Raw genomic sequence first — 20,250 nt, 5'->3', positions numbered from 1 at the left:
GCTCATCGACGGACCTCGATGCCCGCGGCCGCCAGGGCGTCCTTGACCTGTCCGATCGTCAGCGCGCCGAAGTGGAAGACGCTGGCGGCGAGCACCGCGTCCGCGCCCGCGCGGGCGGCGGCCACGAAGTGCTCCGGCTCCCCGGCGCCGCCCGACGCCACGAGGGGAACGTCCACCTGCTCGCGCACGGCGGCGAGCATCTCGAGGTCGAAGCCCGCGGTGGTGCCGTCCGCGTCCATGGAGTTCAGCAGGATCTCGCCGGCGCCCAGGTGCCCCGCCCGCGCGGCCCACTCGACCGCGTCGATGCCGGTGCCGCGGCGCCCGCCGTGGGTGGTCACCTCGAAGCCCGACGGCGTGACCGTCCCGCCGGTGACGCGGCGCGCGTCCACCGACAGCGTCAGCACCTGGCGCCCGAAGCGCGCGGCGATCTCCGCGACCAGCTCGGGGCGCGCGATGGCGGCGGTGTTCACGCCGACCTTGTCCGCGCCGGCGCGCAGGAGCCGGTCGACGTCGTCCGTCGACCGCACGCCGCCGCCCACCGTGAGCGGGACGAAGACCTGGTCGGCGGTACGGCGCACCACGTCGACCATGGTGGCCCGGTCGCCCGACGACGCGGACACGTCGAGGAACGTCACCTCGTCCGCGCCCTCGCGGTCGTAGCGCGCCGCGAGCTCGACGGGGTCGCCCGCGTCGCGCAGGTTGGTGAAGTTCACGCCCTTGACGACCCGTCCGTCGTCGACGTCGAGGCACGGGATCACGCGGACGGCCACGGACATGCGGGACTCACCCTTCCTTGCTGTCGGTGCCGGCGGGCTGGTCGCCGGACTTCTTGCCGGGCTTCGATCCCGGCTCGCCGCCGTCGTCGCCCTGGCCCTTGCCGGTGGACTCGGCCTCCGTCACCTGGAAGTGCGCGTCCAGGATGTCCACGACGTAGACCAGGGTCTCGTCGGCGAGGTCGCTGCTGGTGCCACCGTAGCCGAGGCCCGGGGGCACGACGAGCAGCACCTGGGACCCCACGGTCTGCTCCACGAGGCCCTGGTCGAGGCCGTCGACGAGCTGCCCGATGCCGATGGTCGCGGACTGCGGCCGCGTGCCGGCCGACCACGTCGTGTCGAACTGCTTGCCGTCGCTCCACCGCACGGCGGTGAACCGCATCGTGACGACCTGGCCGACCTGCACCTGCGGGCCGCTGCCGCGCAGCAGCGGCTGCACCTGCAGGTCCTCCGGCGGGTCCGCCTTCTTCGGCACCGTGACCTTCGGGGCGCCGCCCGCACCGCGCGCGACGGTCGGCAGGCCGTCCGCGACGGGCACCTCGGCGCCGGAGGCGTGGGTCGGCAGCACGTCGACCACGAGGATCACGGGGACGTCCTGGTCCTCCTCGACGAGCAGCATGCGCGCCCCGACCTTCTGGCCGCGCAGGGTGTCGTAGAGGTTGGAGCCGAGCGACGCCGGCGACATCGTGTACCAGGCCGGCGCGTCGATGTACGTGCTGGAGATGACGGTGCCGTCGCGGCCGTCCTCGGCGTACATGTTCAGCAGCACCGGCTCGCCGTCGACGACCGCGTCGCCCGAGCCCGGCCACACCGTCCGCGCGCCGGGGCGCGTCACGTCGTACGGCTGCTCGTACTCCAGGGCGGGCGGCTCGCCCACCGCGCCCGACACCTGCACGGGCGACGCCGACGGACCCGACGACGGCGCGTCGGCCAGCCCGTCGAGCAGCGACGAGCTGCACCCGCCGAGGACGAGGGAGCCGCCGAGCAGCAGGGCCAGCAGGAGCGTCAGTCGGCGGAGCACCGCGACAGTCTGCCACGATCGACAGTCCCCCGGAGCGACGGTCCGCACGGTCCGGCGTCGAACCGCGCCACCGGCTACATGGACTCGATGAGCCGGTCCACGCGCTCGTCGACGGACCGGAACGGGTCCTTGCACAGCACGGTGCGCTGCGCCTGGTCGTTCAGCTTCAGGTGCACCCAGTCCACGGTGTAGTCCCGGCGCGCCTCCTGCGCGGCGCGGACGAAGTCGCCGCGGAGCTTGGCGCGGGTCGTGGGCGGCGGGACGGCGGTCGACTCGAACACCTCGAGGTCGGTGACCACGCGCTCCACCATCCCGCGGGCGGCGAGCAGGTTGTAGAGCCCCTCGGTGCGGGAGATGTCGTGGTACGCCAGGTCGAGGCGCGCGATGCGCGGGTCGTCCAGCGCCAGGTCGTGCTTGGCCTGGTACCGCTCGATCAGCTTGAGCTTGATCACCCAGTCGAGCTCGCGGTCGACGAGCGACAGGTCGCCCGACTCGAGCGCGCGCAGCCCTCGCTCCCAGAGGTCGAGCACCTGCTTGACGACGGGCGTCGCGCCGGCGTGGCTGTCGACGTGCTCCCGCACGCGGTGGAAGTACTCCCACTGGATGTCGACGGCGGTGGCGGTGCGGCCGTTGGCGAGCTGCACCGGGTGCAGGCCGGTGCGGTCGTGGCTGATCTCGCGGATCGCGCGGATGGGGTTCTCGAGGGACAGGTCGCGCATCGGGACGCCCGCCTCGACGAGGCGCAGCACGAGGTCGGTCGCGCCGACCTTGAGCATCGTCGTGGGCTCCGCCATCGAGGAGTCGCCCACGATGACGTGCAGGCGCCGGTACATCTCGGCGTCCGCGTGCGGCTCGTCGCGCGTGTTGATGATCGGGCGCGAGCGCGTGGTGGCGCTGGAGACCGCCTCCCAGATGTGGTCGGCGCGCTGGGAGAGGCAGTAGACGGCGCCGCGCGGCGTGGCCAGCACCTTGCCGGCGCCCGTGAGCACCTGCCGCGTGATGAGGAACGGCACCAGCACCTCGGACAGGCGGGAGAAGTCGCCCTGCCGGCGCACGAGGTAGTTCTCGTGGCACCCGTAGGAGTTGCCGGCCGAGTCGGTGTTGTTCTTGAACAGGTGCACCTTGCCGGACAGGCCCTCGTGCTCCAGCCGCTCCTGCGCGTCGGCCACGAGGCCCTCGAGGATGCGCTCGCCGCCCCGGTCGTAGGCGACCAGCTGGTGCACGTCGTCGCACTCGGCCGTCGCGTACTCGGGGTGCGACCCGACGTCGAGGTAGAGGCGGGAGCCGTTGCGCAGGAAGACGTTCGACGACCTCCCCCACGCCACGACCTTGCGGAACAGGTAGCGCGCGACCTCGTCCGCGGACAGGCCGCGCCCGTCGTCCGCCGCGCACGTCACCCCGTACTCGGTCTCCAGACCGAAGATCCTGCGGTCCACGACGTTCCCCTCTCCTCGGCCCCGCTCGCCCGTCTCAGTCGCCCGGCTGCTCGAGCAGCCCGGCCAGCGCCGCGCCCTGCAGCCGGCGGAACGCCCGGCGCCGGCCCTCGCGCTCCAGCACCGCCACCTCGAGGCCCGCGGGCGCGATCTCCCGCTCCTCGCCCGGCGCGGAGACGGAGCCGTCGGTCCCGACCGCGCCGAGGGTGCGCACGGCGAGCGCGAGCACCTCCGGCAGCGTCATCCCCTCGTGCCAGGCCTCGCCCACCCGTGCGTTGAGCTGTTCGGCCTGCCCGCCCATGACGACGTGGCCGTGCTCGTCGGCGACGGAGCCGTCGTAGGAGAGCCGGTAGATCTGGTCGGCGGCCGGGGTGGCCCCCACCTCGGCGACGACCAGCTCGACCTCGAGCGGCTTGGACTCCGTGGTGAACACCGTGCCGAGCGTCTGCGCGTACGCGTTGGCGAGGCCGCGCGCGGTGACGTCGGTGCGGTCGTAGGAGTACCCGCGCAGGTCCGCGTAGCGCACGCCGGCGACGCGCAGGTTCTCGAACTCGTTGTACTTGCCGACCGCGGCGAACGCGATGCGGTCGTAGATCTCGGAGATCTTGTGCAGCGCGCGCGACGGGTTCTCCGTGGCGAACGCGATGCCGCCGGAGTAGGCGAGCACGACGACGGACCGGCCTCGGGCGATGCCCTTGCGGGCGAAGTCGGCCCGGTCCTTCATGAGCTGCTCGGGCGAGACGTAGAACGGCATGTTCATGCGCGTGCACCTCCGTGCGCCCCGGGCCGGCCGCCGCCGCCCGCGGGGCGGTCGCCGTGGGCCGCGCGGTGCGCCGCCCCTCGCTCGGCGACGATCCGCTCGACCGTCGCCGCCAGCTCGTCGTCGCCGACCCGGCGCACGCCGTCGGCCGTCACCACGGTCACGACCGGCCAGATCTGTCGCACGGGGTCCGGGCCGCCGGTCGCGCTGTCGTCGTCCGCCGCGTCGTAGAGGGCCTCCACGGCCACCCCGACGGCCGCGTCGGCGTCGAGCCCGGGGCGCCACAGCTTCTTCAGCGCGCCGCGCGCGAAGACCGAGCCCGAGCCCACCGTGTGATGGTCGTGCTCCTCGTACCGGCCGCCGGTGACGTCGTAGCTGAACAGGCGCCCGTACCCGCGGTCGAGGTCGTAGCCGGCGAACAGCGGCACCACCGCGAGGCCCTGCAGGGCCAGGGGCAGGTTGCCGCGGATCATCGTCGACAGGCGGTTGGCCTTGCCGTCGAGGGACAGCAGCGAGCCCTCGATCTTCTCGTAGTGCTCCAGCTCGAGCTGGAAGAGCCGCACGAGCTCGATCGCCACGCCCGCCGAGCCCGCGATCCCGACCACCGAGTAGGCGTCGGCCGCGAAGACCTTCTCCATCTCCCGGCTGGCGATGAGGTTGCCCGCGGTGGCGCGGCGGTCGCCCGCCATGATCACGCCGCGGCCGCCGTCGTCGGTCCCGAAGGTGAGCGCGACGATCGTCGTCGCGTGCGGCGCGAGGCCGTCGGCGGGCGCGCCGCCGGTGCCGGGCCGCCGGCCGGGCAGCAGGTCGGGCGCGTGCCCGGCGAGGAAGTCCACGAACGAGGACGAGCCGGGTCGCAGGAACGCGTCCGGCAGGCGTCCCGAGGTGTCAGCGCTGGTCATGGGCGATCACTGACCGCCCTTCTGGACGAAGCCGCGGACGAACGACTCGGCGTTCGTCTCCAGGACCTCGTCGATCTCCTCGAGGAGGGCGTCCACCTCGGCGTCCCGCTCGGTCGCCGCCGGGGCCACCGGCGCGGGGGTGTCCGCGTCGTCGTCGGGCGTGCGGTCCTCGTGCTGCGGGTTGATCCGTTCCTGACCGGCCATGGTCCGCCTCCTTCGCTGCTGCGGAGCTCCCGACAAGGGCTCCGGGAGAGTCTCGCGACGCCAGCCTATGCGCTGCGGGCGACACTGCGCGGCGACGTCCACGCAGGTTGCGCCCAGGGCGGAACGACTCCACCCGCACGACCGACCCGCAGGCGGTCCGAGGGGCGACCGAGCGGCGGCCGAGGGGCGACCGACGGGCATCGTCGCCGGTCAGCCCGCGGCCGGCCCGCGACCTGCCGACGCCCGGCCGTGGTCCCGTGGACGGCCCGCCCGCGCTCAGCCCTCGCCGCGCAGGCCCTTCAGCAGGGCGGCCGCGTCGGGGCTCGCGTCGAGCAGGGCGCCGATGTGCGCCCGCGTCCCCCGCGCGGGGTCGAGCATCGGCACCCGCTGCAGCGCGGCCGCGCCGGGGACGTCGAAGATCACGGAGTCCCAGCTGGCCGCCGACACCTGGTCGGCGTAGCGCGCCATCACCTCGCCGCGGAACCACGCGCGGGTGTCGGCCGGCGCATGGTGCACGGCGTCGGCCACGCGCTCGTCGTCGACGAGCCGCTCGACGGCGCCCGACGCGACGAGCCGGTGGTAGATGCCCCGCTCGGGGCGCACGTCGGTCCACTGCAGGTCGAGCGCGTGCAGCCGCGGGTGGTCCCAGCTGATCCCGTCGCGCGAGCGCATCCCCTCCAGGAGCCGGCGCTTGGCGACCCACTCCACCTCGCGCGCACAGGTCGCCGGGTCGGTGGCCAGCCGGCTCAGCACCGACCGCCAGCGGTCCAGCACGTCCGCCGTCTCGGCGTCCGGCCCGCCCTCGCCGGCCGCCAGCGCCGCGACCGCGCGCGCCACGACGTCGGCGTACGCCTCCTGGACCTGCAGGGCCGTGAGCCGCCGGCCGTCCGCGAGCTCGAGCGCCTCCGTCAGGCTCAGGTCGCGCGAGACCCGCTGCACGTCCGCCACCGGGTCCGCGAGGCGCAGGGCGGCGAGCTCGGCCCGCGCCGGCACGCCCGCCTCCGCGAGCTCGTCCAGGTGCTCCAGCACCCACAGCACGAGGGACGTGGTGCCGAGCTTGAGGAACGTCGCCACCTCGAACAGGTTGGCGTCGCCGATGATGAGGTGCAGGCGGCGCCAGCGGGTGCGGTCGGCGTGCGGCTCGTCGCGGGTGTTCACGATGGGCCGACGCAGGGTGGTCTCCAGCCCCACCTCGGCCTCGATGTAGTCCGCCCGCTGCGAGATCTGGAAGCCCGCCTCGGCCCCGGTCGGGCCGATGCCCACGCGGCCGGAGCCGGAGAACACCTGGCGGGTCACGAGGAAGGGCGTGAGCAGCTCGACGAGCGTGCCGAACGGCAGCGCCCGGTCCACCAGGAAGTTCTCGTGCGTGCCGTAGCTGGCGCCCTTGCCGTCCACGTTGTTCTTGTAGAGCACGACCTCGCCGCCGGGCACCTCCGCGAGGGAGCGCACCGACGCGAGCATGACCCGCTCCCCCGCCACGTCCCACAGCACGCCGTCGCGCGGCCCCGTGACCTCCGGGGAGGAGTACTCCGGGTGCGCGTGGTCCACGTACAGGCGCGCGCCGTTGGTGAGGATGCAGTTCGCCGCGCTCGGGTCGTCGTAGTCCTCGACGGACGGGCGCTCGACCTCCTCCGGCTGCTGCCGGGCCGCGCGGCCCGCGGACCGGCCCCGCGCCGAGGCGCCGGGCGTGCCGGCCGCGGAGGCGACCTGGGCGGAGGCGGGCGTGCCGCCCCCGGTGCCGACCGGGCCGGACGGCGCGGGGCGGGACGGGTCGTCGGTGAGGAGCGACGGGTGCGCGGACGCGCGCTGCAGGTGGAACCCGCGGGCGTCCTGCAGGGGGTCCTCGTCGTCGTAGTCCCAGCGCGCCGGCGGCCGCGCGCCCGCGCTCGCCACGAGGGCGCGGTACGTCATGACTACCTGCGAGCTCATGAGCATCGGGTTGGCCATCGGCCGCCCCGGTGCCAGCACGCCGTACTCGGTCTCGATCCCCATCACGCGACGAACGCTCACGCCACCACCCTAGGTGGCCCCGGACGAGATCGAGGTACCCGTCCCGAAGTCGACCGCGGCGGGTCGACCTCGGGACGGGTACCTCGATCACGCGGTCCGTCGGGAGCGGGCCGGGCTACAGGTACTGCCCCGTGCTGGTCACCGTGTCGATGGTGCGAGGAGCGCCGTCGCCGCCCTTCTTCTGGACGATCGTGCGGATGAAGACGATGCGCTCGCCCTTCTTCCCGCTGATCCGCGCCCAGTCGTCGGGGTTGGTGGTGTTCGGCAGGTCCTCGTTCTCCTTGAACTCGTCGACGCACGCCGACAGCAGGTGCTCCACCCGGATGCCCCGCTGCCCGGTGGCGAGGAGGTCCTTGATCGCCGACTTCTTGGCGCGGTCCACGACGTTCTGGATCATCGCGCCGGAGTTGAAGTCCTTGAAGTACAGGGTCTCCTTGTCCCCGGACGCGTAGGTGACCTCGAGGAACTGGTTCTCCTCGTCCTCGGAGTACATGCGCTCGACGACGCTGCGGATCATGGCGCCGATCGCCTCGGTCTGGCTGCCGCCGTGCTCGGCGAGGTCGTCGGGGTGGATCGGCAGCGCCGGGGTGAGGTACTTGCCGAAGATCTCGGTGGCGCCCTCGGCGTCGGGCCGCTCGATCTTGATCTTCACGTCCAGGCGGCCGGGTCGCAGGATCGCGGGGTCGATCATGTCCTCGCGGTTCGAGGCGCCGATGACGATGACGTTGTCGAGGCGCTCGACGCCGTCGATCTCGGCGAGCAGCTGCGGCACGATCGTCGTCTCGACGTCCGAGGAGAGGCCGGTGCCGCGGGTGCGGAACAGGGACTCCATCTCGTCGAAGAACACGACGACGGGGGCGCCCTGGGTCGCCTTCTCGCGGGCGCGGGCGAAGATCAGGCGGATGTGCCGCTCGGTCTCGCCGACGTACTTGTTGAGCAGCTCGGGGCCCTTGACGTTGAGGAAGTAGCTCTTCGCTGCCGGGTCCCCGCCCCGCGTGGACGCGACCATCCCCGCGAGCGAGCTCGCCACGGCCTTGGCGATGAGCGTCTTGCCGCACCCGGGCGGGCCGTACAGCAGCACGCCCTTGGGCGGGCGCAGCCCGTGCTCGCGGAACAGGTCGGGGTGGCTGAACGGCAGCTCGACGGCGTCGCGGATCTGCTCGATCTGCGGCCCGAGGCCCCCGATGTCCTCGTAGGCGATGTCCGGGACCTCCTCGAGGACGAGCTCCTCGACCTCGGACTTGGGCACCACCTCGTAGACGAACCCGCTGCGCACGTCGACGGTCAGCGCGTCGCCGACGCGCAGCGCCGCGTCGGCGACCGACCCGGCGAGACGCACGACGCGCTCCTCGTCGGCGCGGCCGACCACCAGCACGCGCTCGGTGTCGAGGACCTCCTTGACGGTGACCAGCTCGCCGGTGCGCTCGTAGCCGCCGGCCTCGACCACCGTCATGGCCTCGTTGAGCTTGACCTCCTGGCCGGGGCGCAGCGCCTCGACGTCGAGCCCCGGGCTCGACTGGACGTGCATCTTGCGGCCGGCGGACGAGATGTCGACCGAGCCGTCGTCGTGCGCGGCGAGGAACGTGGCGTACGTCCCCGGCGGCTTGGCGAGCTCGTCGATCTGGCCCTTGAGCTCGACGATCTGGTCGCGCGCGGCGCGGAGCGCCTCGGCGAGCCGCTCGTTCTTCGCGGCGAGGAGGGCGAGCTGGGCGTCGTGGCTCGGTCCGGTCGGCAGCCCCGACGAGTCCGGGCGGACAGGGTTGTCGGTCATCGCATCCCCTCTCGTGCGGCCCGGGTGGTCACCTGCCCGGGCGGGAAGACGCCCCCGGAGTACAGCACCCTAGACATCAACGCCGACGTCCGGGGGTTCATTTCACGGAGCGGTCGCGACGTCGCCCGACCGAGACCTGACGGTGACCGGGCCGTGACCCGCCGCGCCCCTCGACGGGGGCACGGCGGGTCGTGGCGGTCCGACGGGGCTCAGCCCTCGGCGGGCGCGTCGCCGGCGGGCACCGCCGCCTCGGGAGCGACGGCGTCCGGGGCGACGCCGAGGTCGCGGCGCACGCGCCGGATCTTCTTGTCCGACACGGCGCGCTCGCCCAGCTCCTCCTCGGACCACTCGGCGTCGGGCGCGGGGTACGAGCCCTTGGCCGGCCGGCGGGTGCGCTCCGGCGGGACGACGCCGTCGGCGAGCCGCCGGGCCGTGACGAGGAAGCCCGTGTGTCCGATCATCCGGTGCTGCGGGCGCACCGCGAGGCCTTCCAGGTGCCAGCCGCGCACCATCGACTCCCACGCCTGCGGCTCGGCGAACCGGCCGTCGGCGCGCAGGTCCTCCGCGGTCCGCGAGAGCTGGGTGGCGGTCGCGACGTAGCAGATCAGCACGCCGCCGGGCACGAGCGCCTGCGCGACCGGGTCGACGTTCTCCCACGGCGCGAGCATGTCGAGCACCACGCGGTCCACGGTGCCGGGCTCGGCGACGGTGGGCAGCACGTCGGCCAGGTCGCCGATCGACAGGCGCCAGGCCGGGTGCTCGCCGCCGAAGAACGACTCGACGTTGCCGCGCGCGATCGCGGCGAAGTCCTCGCGCCGCTCGATGGAGTGCAGCTCGCCGGCGTCGCCGACGGCGCGCAGCAGGGACATCGTCAGCGCGCCCGAGCCGACGCCCGCCTCGACCACGCGCGCGCCCGGGAAGATGTCGGCCATCTGCACGATCTGGCCGGCGTCCTTCGGGTAGACGACGGCGGCGCCGCGCGGCATCGACAGGACGTAGTCGCTCAGCAGGGGCCGCAGCGCCAGGTACTCGATGCCCGCCGTGTTGGTCACGACCCATCCCTCGGGGCGGCCGATGAGGTCCTCGTGGCGGAAGTAGCCCTTGTGGGTGTGGAACGTGCCGCCGGGCTTCAGCGTGATGGTGTGCAGGCGACCCTTGGGGTCGGTCAGCTGGACCCGGTCCCCCTCGCGCAGCGGGCCGCGGCGCAGGTCGGCACCGGTGGCCGTCGGCGCGGCGTCGCCGGTCGGCGTGGCGGTCGGCTCGGCGGTCGGTCGGGTCTCGGGCGCGGCAGGATCGGCGGGAGTCACGACGCGCGAGTCTACCGGCCGCCCTCCCGCGCCCTCCCCCGCGCTACCGGCGCAGCGCGGCGGCGACGCGCGCGACGTCGAGCACCCCGGTGACGCGGCCGCCCTCGACCACGGGCACGACGCGCGCCCCCGAGGAACCGTGCGCCAGGCGGTCGAGCAGGGCGTCCCCCTCGAGGTCGGGCGTGACCGCCGAGCCCGGCGGGAACGGCACGACGACGGCCTCCACCGGGGTCAGGTCCGCGCGGGCGGCGGGGACGTTCGCGACGGCGGCCGGGTCCACCCAGCCGACCGGCTCGCCGGCCGGGCCGACGACCGCCACGACGACGCCCGGGTTCCGGGCCGCGGCCGCGGACACGCCCGCGACCGTGGTGGCGACGGGCACCGCGACGGCCGGCACCGCGAGGCCGCGCGCGGAGAGCGTCGCGACCCGGGCGCGGGCCTGCGCGCCCTTGATCGCGTCGCCCGCGCCGGACCACAGGAACGCGCCGATCAGCGCTCCCCACACGACCATCACCCAGGAGGGCCGCCGGCCCTCGAGCAGGGGCCACAGGAGCGCCCACGCGAGCACGGCGACGGCGACGGCGCGCCCGACCCAGCCCGCGGCGAGCGTGCCCCGGGACCGGGAGCCGGTCGCGCCCCACACGATCGACTCGAGGATCTGGCCGCCGTCCAGCGGCAGCCCGGGCAGGAGGTTGAAGAACCCGACGAACGCGTTGGAGAACGCCCCGGCGAGCAGCAGCGCGGCCGGCACGGTCCCCGCGGTCGGCTGCAGCTGGAAGGCGACCCAGAACGCCCCCGCCAGGACGAGGTTGGTCAGCGGGCCGACGACGGCCACCAGCGCCCCGTCGAGCGGGCGGGCCCCCGCCCCGGTGTACGCCGTGTGGCCGCCCCAGAGCGTCAGGGCGAGCTCCGTGACCTGGTGCCCGCGCCGGCGGGCGACGAGCGCGTGCGCCACCTCGTGCAGGAAGACGGACGCGAACAGCAGCAGCACGAACGAGAACGCGACGACGAGGACGCCCGTCGTCGGCATGTGCGGCGCGAACCACGTCCGGACCGAGGGCGCGAACACCAGGGTGAGGACGACGGCGCCGAGGAACCACGAGGGGGTGACGAGGACCGGCGCGCCCGCGATGCGGCCGACCACCCATCCCCGGGAGCGAGAGGTCACCCCGCCAGGCTATCCGGCGTCGGCCGCCGCCCGGGTCGCCGGCCACGGCTCCGCGCCCCTCGTGCCGCTCGGGACCCGTCCGGTCCCTGCGGACCCCGTCGTGTCCCCGGCCGACCGTAGGGTGGCGCGCATGACGACGACCGCCGCCCCCGACGTGCCCGACGCGTCGTCGGCGGCCGAGGTCCGGACGCCGGCGCTGTCGCCGTCACGCGCGAGCGATTTCATGCGCTGCCCCCTGCTGTTCCGGCTGCGCGTGGTCGACCGGCTGCCCGAGCCGCCGTCGTCGGCGGCCGCGCGCGGCACGCTCGTGCACGCGGTGCTCGAGCGCCTGTACGACGCGCCGGTCGGCGAGCGCACGCCGGAGGCGGCCGAGGCGCTGCTGCCCGTGGAGTGGGACCGCCTCGTCGAGGCGGAGCCGCGGTACGCCACCCTGTTCGACGCCGACGGGGACGCCGCGGGGACCACGCCCGAGCAGTGGATCGCCCGCGCCCGCCGGCTGGTGGGCACCTACTTCACCCTGGAGGACCCGAACCGGCTGGAGCCCGAGGCACGCGAGCTGCGGGTGGAGACCGCCCTCGACGGCGGCCCGCTGCTGCGCGGGATCGTGGACCGCCTCGACGTCGCCCCCGGCGGCGCCATGCGGGTGGTCGACTACAAGACCGGGCGCGCGCCCGGGCCCGGCTTCGAGGCCGGCGCCCTGTTCCAGATGCGGTTCTACGGGCTGGTGCTCTGGCGCGAGCGCGGCGTGCTGCCGCGAATGCTGCAGCTGCTGTACCTGGGCGACGGGCAGGTGCTGCGGGCGCAGCCGGACGAGCACGAGCTCGAGGCCACGGCGACCAAGGTGCGCGCCCTCTGGACGGCCGTCCAGGACGCCGCGCGCACCGGCGACTGGCGCCCGCGTCGCAGCCGGCTGTGCGGCTGGTGCGCGCACCGGTCGGTGTGCCCGGAGTTCGGCGGCACGCCGCCGGTGATCCCGGCGGGCGCGCTGCGCGCCCGCCTCGGGGTCGAGCCCGAGGCGGGCGCCCGGCCCGACGAGGAGTCCGTCAGCGGCTGAGGTCGAGGACCTCGCCGGCGCCGATGCGCGCGATGGTGGCCACGTCGACGGCCTCCAGCGACGACGCCCGGCTGAGCCCGTCCAGCTGCGGCACGGGCACCACGGCCTCGACGCCGAGGGTCGTCACACCGGCCGCGCGGGCCGACGCGATCCCGGTGGGCGAGTCCTCGATGGCGACGCACGCGGCCGGGTCGACGCCCAGGCGCTCGGCGGCGACCAGGTAGGGCTCGGGGTCCGGCTTGCCGCGCTCCACCTGGTCGCCCGTGACGAGGGTGACGAACGCGCCCGCGGGCCCGCGCGAGACGACCTCCTCGGCCAGCTCCGCGTAGCTCATCGTCACCAGCGCGCAGGGCACGCCGGCCTCGGCGAGACCCGTGAGCAGCTCGAGCGCCCCCGGCTGCCACGGCACCCGCACCCGCACCTGCTCGACGACGCGGCCCAGGAGCCGCCGGACGATCGCGTCGACCGGGAGGTCGACGCCACCCTGGTCCCGCAGGATCTGGGCGGAGACCGTCAGCGCGTTGCCGACGAGCTGAAGCGCCTGCTCGTGGCTCCACGTGCCGCCGTGCTCGGCCACGAGCTCGTGCTCGGCCTCGATCCAGTACGGCTCGGTGTCGACGAGGGTCCCGTCCATGTCCCACAGGACGGCCGCGGGGAGGGTCTGCTCGGGGGTCTGGGGGGCGGGGGCGAGGGTCTCGGGCACCCGTCCATCGTACGGACCGTGGGCCGCGCGCCGGCCGTCGGGGTCCCGTGAGCCCGCCCACGCGACCCGACCGCCGGCGCAGCCCCGTGCCGTGGACGTGCTGTATACGCTGGACGAATGACGACCGAGCCGGAGCCCACCGGGCGCCACGCCGCACGGCAGACCGTGATGATCGCCGCGTTCGAGGGGTGGAACGACGCCGGGAACGCCGCCACGGCGGCGCTCGGGCACCTGGCCGAGGTCTGGGACGCCCACGAGGTGCGCGAGCTCGACCCCGAGGACTACCACGACTTCCAGGTGAACCGGCCGGTCATGGAGACGGGGCCCGACGGCGAGCGGACCATCATCTGGCCCAGCACCACCGTCTCGGTCGCGGAGCTGCCCGACCGCACGGTGGTGCTGGTGCACGGCATCGAGCCGTCGTTCCGGTGGCGGTCGTACTGCGCGGAGCTGCTGGACCTCGCGGCGGAGCTCGGCGTGCGCACGGTCGTGACGCTGGGCGCCCTGCTGGCGGACGTCCCGCACACGCGCCCCATCCCGATGACGGCGACCACGGAGAGCGACGGCATGCAGGCCGTGCTCGACGTCGAGCCGAGCACGTACGAGGGCCCGACGGGCATCGTGGGCGTGCTGCAGCACGAGGCCGACCGCCGCGGCTTCCAGGCCGTGTCCCTGTGGGCCGCGGTGCCGCACTACGTGGCGAACCCGCCGTCGCCCAAGGCCACGCTCGCGATCCTCACCCGGGTGGAGGAGCTGATCGCCGCGACCGTCCCTCTGGGCGACCTGCCCGAGGACGCCGAGGCGTGGCAGCACGGCGTCGACGAGCTGGCCTCGGACGACGCCGAGATCGCCGAGTACGTGCAGCAGCTGGAGGAGGCGAAGGACACCGCCGACCTGCCGGAGGCGACCGGGGAGGCGATCGCGCGGGAATTCGAGCGCTACCTGCGCCGGCGGGACGTCGGCGGGGACAAGGGCGACCGCGGCGACCGGGGCGGCGACAAGGGCTGACGCCGGCCCCCGGCCTTCGCCGCGGACGTCAGAGGCGGACGCCGAGCAGGGCGTTGACCGCGCGGGCGAGCACGCCCGGCGCGCCCTCCTGGTCGGCGGAGGTGTCCCGGCCGGGCGCGAGCGCGAGGTCGGCCCACACGTCGACGGCCGCGAGCGCGGCCGGCCCGTCCAGGTCCTGGGCGAGAGCGGCACGCAGGGCGTCGAGGGTGGCGGTCGCGTCGGGGCCGCCGTTGCCGGACACGGCCGTGCGCCACCGCTCGAGGCGCGCGACGCCGGCGGCCAGGTCGGCGTCCGTCCACTCCCACTCGGTGCGGTAGTGGTGGGCGAGCAGGGCCAGGCGGATCGCCATCGGGTCGACGCCGTCACGCCGCAGCGCGGAGACGAACACCAGGTTGCCCCGCGACTTGCTCATCTTCTCGCCCTGGTAGGCCACCAGCCCGGCGTGCACGTGCACGCGTGCCCCGCCGCCGCCCAGTAGGCGGTCGTGGGACGTCGACATCTCGTGGTGCGGGAACAGCAGGTCCGCTCCCCCGCCCTGCAGGTCGAACGGCAGGCCCAGGCCGTCGCGGGCGATGACCGCGCACTCGATGTGCCAGCCCGGCCGCCCCGTGCCCAGGGACGCGCCGTCCCAGGCGGGCTCGCCCGGGCGCTCGCGCCGCCACAGCAGCGGGTCGAGCGGGTCCTTCTTGCCCTCGCGCCGCGGGTCGCCCCCGCGCTCGGCGAACAGGGCCGTCATCGCCTCCGGGGCGAGGCGGGCGACCGCGCCGAAGTCGGGGTCGGCGGACAGGTCCGCGTACACGTCGCCCAGGCCGGGGTCGTCCCCGCCCGCGCCGGGCTCGTTCGGGACGCGGTAGGCCGCGCCGTCCGCCAGCAGCCGCTCGACCGCCTCGACCACGGCGGGGACGGACTCGACCGCGCCGGTCCAGGTCGCGGGCGGCACCATGCCGAGCGCGGTCATGTCCTCGCGGAAGAGCGCCACCTGGTCGGCGGCCAGGTCCCGCCAGTCCACGCCGGTGGCGGTGGCCCGCTCCAGCAGCGGGTCGTCGACGTCGGTGACGTTCGAGACGAAGGTCACGGCCTTCCCGGCGTCGAGCCACGCGCGGTGCAGCAGGTCGAACGCCAGGTAGGTGTTCGCGTGCCCGAGGTGGGTCGCGTCGTAGGGCGTGATGCCGCAGACGTAGTAGCGGGCGGTGTCGCCGGGCGCCGGGTCCACGAGCCGGCCCGTGGTGCTGTCGTGCACCCGGACGAGGGTGCGGCGGCCGTCGGCCGGGGCGGGGAGCTCAGGGATCTGGGGGGCGGGCCAGGAACGCACGGGCCCAGGCTACCGGGCGTCTCACCCGGTCAGGTCACCCCGTCCGCCGGGGCAGCCGTCAGACGGCGGTGCCGCCCATGGGCGTGAGGACGCCGGTCAGCAGGAGCACGACCACCACGGCCGCGAGCCCGAGGCGGTACCAGACGAACGGCATGAACGAGTGCGTGGTGATGAGCTTGAGGAAGCCGATGATCACGATGTACCCGACGACGAACGCCACCAGCGTCGCGATGAGCGTCGCGCCCGCCCCGGGCGCCCCGGGCGCCGGGGTCTCGCCGACGGACTTGCCGAGCTGGTAGAAGCCGGACAGCAGCACGGCGGGCACGGCCAGCAGGAACGAGTAGTCCGCGGCGGCCTTGCGGGTGAAGCCCATGAGGAGCCCGGCCGTGATGGTGCCGCCCGAGCGCGACACGCCCGGGATGAGCGCGAGCGCCTGGGCGAAGCCGAAGCCGATCGCCCGCTTCGGGGTGAGCTCGTCGAGCCGGCGGGTGCGGCGGCCGATCTTGTCGGCCCAGCCGAGCAGCAGGCCGAAGACGACCAGCGTCGTGACGGTGATCCAGAGGTTGCGCAGGTACGTCTCGATCGCGTCCTGGAAGAGCAGGCCGAGCACGCCGATCGGGATGGAGCCCAGCGCGATGAACCAGGCCATGCGCGCCTGGGAGTCGTGCGCGCCGAACCGCGCGGCCCAGTCGCGGCCGTGGGCGCCCACGAGGGACCTCCACCACGCGACGCAGATGTCCCGGATGGTCCGGCGGTAGTAGAGCAGCACCGCGGCCTCGGTACCGATCTGGGTGATGGCGGTGAACGCCGCGCCGGGGTCGTCGCCGCCGAGCAGCTCACCGACGATGCGCAGGTGCGCGCTCGAGGAGATCGGCAGGAACTCGGTCAGGCCCTGGACCAGGCCCAGCAGGATCGCTTCCCAGGCATTCACGGGCGGTCACACTACCCGGACCAGCGATGTTTCCCGGTAGCGTGACCCGCCATGGAGCGTCGTCAGGTGGGCCGTACGGGTCTGCGCGTGTCCGAGCTCGGCCTGGGGACGATGACCTGGGGTCGGGACACCGACGACCTGGACGCGGCGGAACAGCTCCGCGACTTCGTCGACGCCGGCGGGAGCCTCGTCGACACGGCCGCGACGTACGGCGACGGCGACGCGGAGCGCCTCATCGGGTCGCTGCTCGACGGCAAGGTCTCGCGCGACGAGCTGGTGCTGTGCACCAAGGGCGGCGTACGGGCCGGCCGGTCGGGCGCCCGGGTCGACGCCTCCCGCGCGGGCCTCCTCGCGGACCTGGACGCGTCCCTGGAGCGCCTCGGCACCGACCACGTGGACCTGTTCCTCGTCGCCTGCCCCGACCCGGCGACGCCGCTGGCCGAGACGGTGTCCGCGCTGCGCCTGGCGGTGTCGTCGGGGCGGGCGCGCTACGTCGGCCTCGCCAACCACCCCGCCTGGGCCGCCGCCCGCGCCGCGACGCTCCTGGAGCCCGACGGCACCGGCCTGAGCGCCCTGGAGCTCGAGTACTCGCTGCTGCAGCGCGGCGCCGAACGGGACGTGGCCCCCGCCGCCGACGCCCTCGGCCTGGGGCTGCTCGCGTGGTCGCCCCTCGGGCGAGGCGTGCTCACCGGCAAGTACCGGCGGGCCATCCCGGCGGACTCCCGCGCAGCGTCCGCGCACCTGGCCGCCTTCGTCGACCCGTACCTCGACGGGGCGGCGTCGTCCGTCGTGGAGGCCGTGGCCACCGCCGCCGACGGTCTGGGACGGGCCCCCCTCGAGGTGGCGCTGGCCTGGCTGCTCGCCCGCGACACCGTCGCGAGCGCGATCGTCGGTGCCCGCACACCCGCCCAGCTCAGGGCGTCCCTGTCGGCCCTCGACCTCGACCTTCCGGGCGAGGTGCACGCCGCGCTCGACGACGTCTCCGCCCCGGAGATCGGCTACCCCGAGCGCTGGTAGGCCTGCCCGGGCGGCTCCGTCCCGACGGACCCGCCCGCCGTCGACCCGGTCAGCCCCGGGCCCTCCAGGTCCGTGTCGAGGTCCGCGTCGAGATCGGCGTCCAGGTCTTCCTCGCCGTCCTCGTCGTCGTCCTCGTCGTCGCCGTCGTCGTCGCCGTCGTCCAGGAAGAACGGCGTCACCTCCGAGTACACCTGCGCCAGGGCGTCCTCGTAGACCTCGAACGCGTCGGCCAGGACCTCGTAGGCGTCGTCGACCGCCGGGTCGTCGTCACCCCTGCGGGTCGACACCGCGTGGTAGTGCGCCTCCAGTGCGGCGACGAAGCGGTCCAGCGCGGCACGCGGGTCAGCGGTCATGCTCTGACGGTAGCGCCCCGAGGGGCACAATGGGCAGACGAATACCGCCCGCGAGCACTTCGGGAGGACGACGGATGGCTTCGACCTCGTCGACCACGCAGGAAGGCGGACGCCGCGACGCGACGTCCGCCTGGCGCAAGCACGGACAGTACGAGTTCCGCGTGCTGACGATCGACCGGGACACCAGCGTCCCGGACGCGCGCAAGATGCTCACCGACGAGGCCGAGTACGGCCGGTGGGAGCTGGCGCGCACCCGCCTCTACATCGGCGGCGAGCGCCGGGTGTGGCTGCGCCGCAAGATCATCAAGGTGACGCCGACGTACTGACCCGGCCGCGCACCGGCCGAGGGAGTGCCCATGGTCGCCACGTTCCGCAAGTCGCGCCCGCACGCGCCGCCCGGGTTCTTCGCCACCGAGGCGGCCGGGCTGCGCTGGCTCGCCGTGCCGGGAGGCCCGCGCGTCGCCCGGGTCCTGGACCTCGGCCCGGACCACCTCGACCTCGAGCGGGTCCCGGCGGCCCACCCGACCCCCGACGCGGCGCGCGACCTCGGCCGCCGCCTCGCGGTGCTCCACCGCGCCGGCGCCGCCGGGTTCGGGGTGCTGCCGCCGGGCGCCGACGCGGGCTGGTTCGGTCCACTCGGCGACCCCCTGCCCCTGGTCGCCGGGACGTGGGGCGACTGGCCCGCGTTCTACGCCCACGCCCGGCTGCGGCCCGTCGTCGCGCAGGGCCGCGAGCGCGGCGTGCTCGACGCGGACGACGCGGCCGCCGTCGAGCGGGTGTGCGGGCGCCTCGGCGCCCTCGCCGGCCCCGCCGCCCGGGAGGGTCCCGCGCGGGTGCACGGAGACCTGTGGTCCGGGAACGTGCTGTGGGCCCCCGGCCCCGCGGGCACGGCCGAGGCCGTGCTCATCGACCCCGCGGCGCACGGCGGGCACCGCGAGGCCGACCTGGCGATGCTCGCGCTCTTCGGGGCGCCGCACCTGGGCCAGGTCGTGGCCGGGTACGACGCGGCGAGCCCCCTGGCGCCGGGGTGGCAGGGCCGGGTGGCCCTGCACCAGCTCTACCCGCTCGCCGTGCACGCCGTGCTCTTCGGCGGCGCGTACGTGGACCGCACGCGGCAGCTGCTGGCCCGGCTCGGCAGGTGAGGCGCCGGGCCGGCCCGCAGGCCGCGCCGCCTCAGCAGGTGCGCAGCAGGCGGTCCAGCACGCGGGTGCCGAAGCGCAGCGACTCGGTGGGCACGCGCTCGTCGACGCCGTGGAACATGCCGGAGAAGTCGAGGTCCGCGGGCAGGCGCAGGGGCGCGAACCCGTAACCGGTGATGCCGAGGCGCGAGAGGGACTTGTTGTCCGTGCCGCCCGAGAGCGTGTAGGGCAGCACCGCCGCGCCCGGGTCCTCGGCGAGCAGCGAGGCGACCATCGTGTCGACGAGGTCGCCGGAGAACGGCACCTCGAGCGCCGTGTCCTGGTGGATGGGCTCCACCCGGACGGTGGGCCCGGCCAGCTCGCGCAGCGTGGCCATGCCCTCCTCCTCGTGCCCGGGGAGCAGGCGCACGTCCACGGTGGCCTCGGCCCGGCCCGGGATGACGTTGGCCTTGTAGCCCGCCTCGAGCTGGGTCGGGTTGGACGTGTGGCGCACGGTGGCGCCGACGAACCGGGCCGCCGGGCCCAGCGCCGCCACCAGGGCGTCGATCGCGGCCGGGTCCTCGCCGTCGTACCGCAGACCCGTGAGGTCGGCCACGCCGCGCAGCAGGCGCTCGACCGTCGGGGTGAGCGTGTACGGCCACCGGTGCTGACCGATCCGCGCGACGGCCGCGGCGAGCTCGGTGACCGCGTTCTCCTCGTTCACCTGGGAGCCGTGCCCGGCGCGACCGTCGGCGACGAGCCGCAGCCACGCGAGCCCCTTCTCCGCCGTCTGCAGCAGGTACGCCCGGCGGCCGCCCACCTCCACCGAGAAGCCGCCCACCTCGCTGATCGCCTCGGTGGCGCCCTCGAAGAGCTCCGGGCGGTGCCGCACGGCCCACTGCGCGCCCTGCACGCCACCGGCCTCCTCGTCGGCGAAGAAGGCGACGACAACGTCACGAGCCGGGCGGCGGCCCTCCCGGGCCATCTGCCGCACGACCGACAGGATCATGGCGTCCATGTCCTTCATGTCGACGGCGCCGCGGCCCCACAGGAGCCCGTCGATCTCCTCGCCGCCGAACGGGTCGACCGTCCAGTCCTCGGCCGCCGCGGGGACGACGTCGGTGTGCCCGTGCAGCACCAGCGCCGGCCGCGTCGGGTCGGTGCCCTCGAGCCGGGTCACGACCGACGTGCGGCCGGGGGCGGCCTCGAACACGTCCACCTCGAGGCCCACCTCCGTGAGCAGGGCGGCGACGTGCTCGGCGGCCCGCCGCTCCCCCGGGCCCTCGCCGTTGCCGTAGTTGGAGGTGTCGATGCGCAGCAGGTCCTGGCAGATCCGCACCACCTCGTCCTCGGCGGCGGGCACGGGCTGGAGGCTCAGGGGCTCAGTGGTCACGGGCACACCGTA

At 74.9% G+C, this 20,250-nt stretch carries 20 protein-coding genes; 5 read left to right on the top strand and 15 right to left on the bottom strand.

What is annotated here, in order from left to right:
- Positions 1-2 precede the first annotated feature (2 nt).
- The 10 genes from hisF to ACFU5J_RS06745 form a co-directional block, all read right to left on the bottom strand.
- Positions 3-776 (bottom strand): imidazole glycerol phosphate synthase subunit HisF, encoded by a 774-nt coding sequence (gene hisF / locus ACFU5J_RS06790; protein ID WP_430578208.1) that lies wholly within the window; start codon positions 774-776, stop codon positions 3-5.
- A 7-nt stretch (positions 777-783) separates the two neighbouring features.
- Positions 784-1,794, bottom strand: coding sequence for an FKBP-type peptidyl-prolyl cis-trans isomerase (locus tag ACFU5J_RS06785; protein ID WP_430575512.1), 1,011 nt, complete (start codon positions 1,792-1,794; stop codon positions 784-786).
- 74 nt (positions 1,795-1,868) lie between these two features.
- On the bottom strand, positions 1,869-3,230 hold the full coding sequence (gene pafA / locus ACFU5J_RS06780; protein WP_380316913.1) for a Pup--protein ligase: 1,362 nt from the start codon (positions 3,228-3,230) through the stop codon (positions 1,869-1,871).
- A 34-nt stretch (positions 3,231-3,264) separates the two neighbouring features.
- Positions 3,265-3,987, bottom strand: coding sequence for a proteasome subunit alpha (gene prcA / locus ACFU5J_RS06775; protein ID WP_430575511.1), 723 nt, complete (start codon positions 3,985-3,987; stop codon positions 3,265-3,267).
- Positions 3,984-4,889 carry a proteasome subunit beta gene (gene prcB / locus ACFU5J_RS06770; RefSeq protein WP_430578207.1) on the bottom strand — a complete coding sequence of 302 codons (906 nt, stop codon included), beginning with the start codon at positions 4,887-4,889 and terminating at the stop codon, positions 3,984-3,986. Before prcB ends, prcA begins: the two co-directional genes overlap by 4 nt.
- Before the next feature lie 6 nt (positions 4,890-4,895).
- Positions 4,896-5,093: a ubiquitin-like protein Pup gene (locus ACFU5J_RS06765; RefSeq protein ID WP_079575068.1), complete on the bottom strand. Its 198-nt coding sequence runs from the start codon at positions 5,091-5,093 to the stop codon at positions 4,896-4,898.
- 276 nt (positions 5,094-5,369) lie between these two features.
- Positions 5,370-7,085, bottom strand: a complete 1,716-nt coding sequence (gene dop / locus ACFU5J_RS06760) for a depupylase/deamidase Dop (RefSeq protein ID WP_430578236.1) — start codon at positions 7,083-7,085, stop codon at positions 5,370-5,372.
- Between the two features lie 133 nt (positions 7,086-7,218).
- The gene (gene arc, locus ACFU5J_RS06755) at positions 7,219-8,874 is read right to left on the bottom strand and encodes a proteasome ATPase (RefSeq protein WP_430575507.1); all 1,656 of its coding nucleotides are present in this window, start codon (positions 8,872-8,874) and stop codon (positions 7,219-7,221) included.
- A gap of 209 nt (positions 8,875-9,083) precedes the next feature.
- Positions 9,084-10,181, bottom strand: a complete 1,098-nt coding sequence (locus tag ACFU5J_RS06750) for a tRNA (adenine-N1)-methyltransferase (protein ID WP_430578206.1) — start codon at positions 10,179-10,181, stop codon at positions 9,084-9,086.
- Positions 10,182-10,224: 43 nt separating this feature from the next.
- Complete coding sequence (locus tag ACFU5J_RS06745) at positions 10,225-11,349, bottom strand: site-2 protease family protein (protein WP_430578205.1); 1,125 nt, start codon at positions 11,347-11,349, stop codon at positions 10,225-10,227.
- Between the two features lie 130 nt (positions 11,350-11,479).
- Here ACFU5J_RS06745 and ACFU5J_RS06740 point away from each other — a divergent pair, with 130 nt between their 5' ends.
- The gene (locus ACFU5J_RS06740) at positions 11,480-12,403 is read left to right on the top strand and encodes a RecB family exonuclease (RefSeq protein WP_430578204.1); all 924 of its coding nucleotides are present in this window, start codon (positions 11,480-11,482) and stop codon (positions 12,401-12,403) included.
- Here ACFU5J_RS06740 and ACFU5J_RS06735 read toward each other — a convergent pair.
- Entirely contained in the window at positions 12,393-13,106 is a 714-nt protein-coding gene (locus tag ACFU5J_RS06735; protein WP_430578203.1) for an HAD family hydrolase, read from the bottom strand. The genes ACFU5J_RS06740 and ACFU5J_RS06735 overlap by 11 nt on opposite strands.
- 117 nt (positions 13,107-13,223) lie before the next feature.
- Between ACFU5J_RS06735 and ACFU5J_RS06730 the strand changes: the two genes are divergently transcribed.
- Positions 13,224-14,114 carry a PAC2 family protein gene (locus ACFU5J_RS06730; RefSeq protein WP_430575502.1) on the top strand — a complete coding sequence of 297 codons (891 nt, stop codon included), beginning with the start codon at positions 13,224-13,226 and terminating at the stop codon, positions 14,112-14,114.
- Positions 14,115-14,142: 28 nt separating this feature from the next.
- Here the strand turns inward: ACFU5J_RS06730 and mshC are convergent, their stop codons facing one another.
- Together mshC and ACFU5J_RS06720 are read right to left on the bottom strand one after the other, a co-directional pair.
- Positions 14,143-15,426, bottom strand: coding sequence for a cysteine--1-D-myo-inosityl 2-amino-2-deoxy-alpha-D-glucopyranoside ligase (gene mshC / locus ACFU5J_RS06725; RefSeq protein ID WP_430578202.1), 1,284 nt, complete (start codon positions 15,424-15,426; stop codon positions 14,143-14,145).
- A 58-nt stretch (positions 15,427-15,484) separates the two neighbouring features.
- Entirely contained in the window at positions 15,485-16,357 is an 873-nt protein-coding gene (locus ACFU5J_RS06720; RefSeq protein ID WP_430578201.1) for an undecaprenyl-diphosphate phosphatase, read from the bottom strand.
- A 51-nt stretch (positions 16,358-16,408) separates the two neighbouring features.
- Here ACFU5J_RS06720 and ACFU5J_RS06715 point away from each other — a divergent pair, with 51 nt between their 5' ends.
- Positions 16,409-17,374: an aldo/keto reductase gene (locus ACFU5J_RS06715; RefSeq protein WP_430575499.1), complete on the top strand. Its 966-nt coding sequence runs from the start codon at positions 16,409-16,411 to the stop codon at positions 17,372-17,374.
- On the opposite strand, the gene ACFU5J_RS06710 is transcribed toward ACFU5J_RS06715, so the two are convergent.
- On the bottom strand, positions 17,356-17,727 hold the full coding sequence (locus tag ACFU5J_RS06710) for a primosomal protein (protein WP_430575498.1): 372 nt from the start codon (positions 17,725-17,727) through the stop codon (positions 17,356-17,358). The two genes, ACFU5J_RS06715 and ACFU5J_RS06710, sit on opposite strands and share 19 nt — an antisense overlap.
- Before the next feature lie 74 nt (positions 17,728-17,801).
- Here ACFU5J_RS06710 and ACFU5J_RS06705 point away from each other — a divergent pair, with 74 nt between their 5' ends.
- Both ACFU5J_RS06705 and ACFU5J_RS06700 read left to right on the top strand, forming a co-directional pair.
- The gene (locus ACFU5J_RS06705; protein WP_430575497.1) at positions 17,802-18,053 is read left to right on the top strand and encodes a DUF5703 family protein; all 252 of its coding nucleotides are present in this window, start codon (positions 17,802-17,804) and stop codon (positions 18,051-18,053) included.
- A 30-nt stretch (positions 18,054-18,083) separates the two neighbouring features.
- Complete coding sequence (locus ACFU5J_RS06700; protein ID WP_430578200.1) at positions 18,084-18,869, top strand: fructosamine kinase family protein; 786 nt, start codon at positions 18,084-18,086, stop codon at positions 18,867-18,869.
- 31 nt (positions 18,870-18,900) lie between these two features.
- Here ACFU5J_RS06700 and ACFU5J_RS06695 read toward each other — a convergent pair whose 3' ends face one another.
- On the bottom strand, positions 18,901-20,238 hold the full coding sequence (locus ACFU5J_RS06695; protein ID WP_430578199.1) for a M20/M25/M40 family metallo-hydrolase: 1,338 nt from the start codon (positions 20,236-20,238) through the stop codon (positions 18,901-18,903).
- Between the last annotated feature and the right edge of the window lie 12 nt (positions 20,239-20,250).

This window comes from Isoptericola sp. NPDC057559 (assembly GCF_042801555.1).
Classification (GTDB): Bacteria; Actinomycetota; Actinomycetes; order Actinomycetales; family Cellulomonadaceae; genus Isoptericola.
This window is presented reverse-complemented; position numbering and strand designations above follow the sequence as displayed.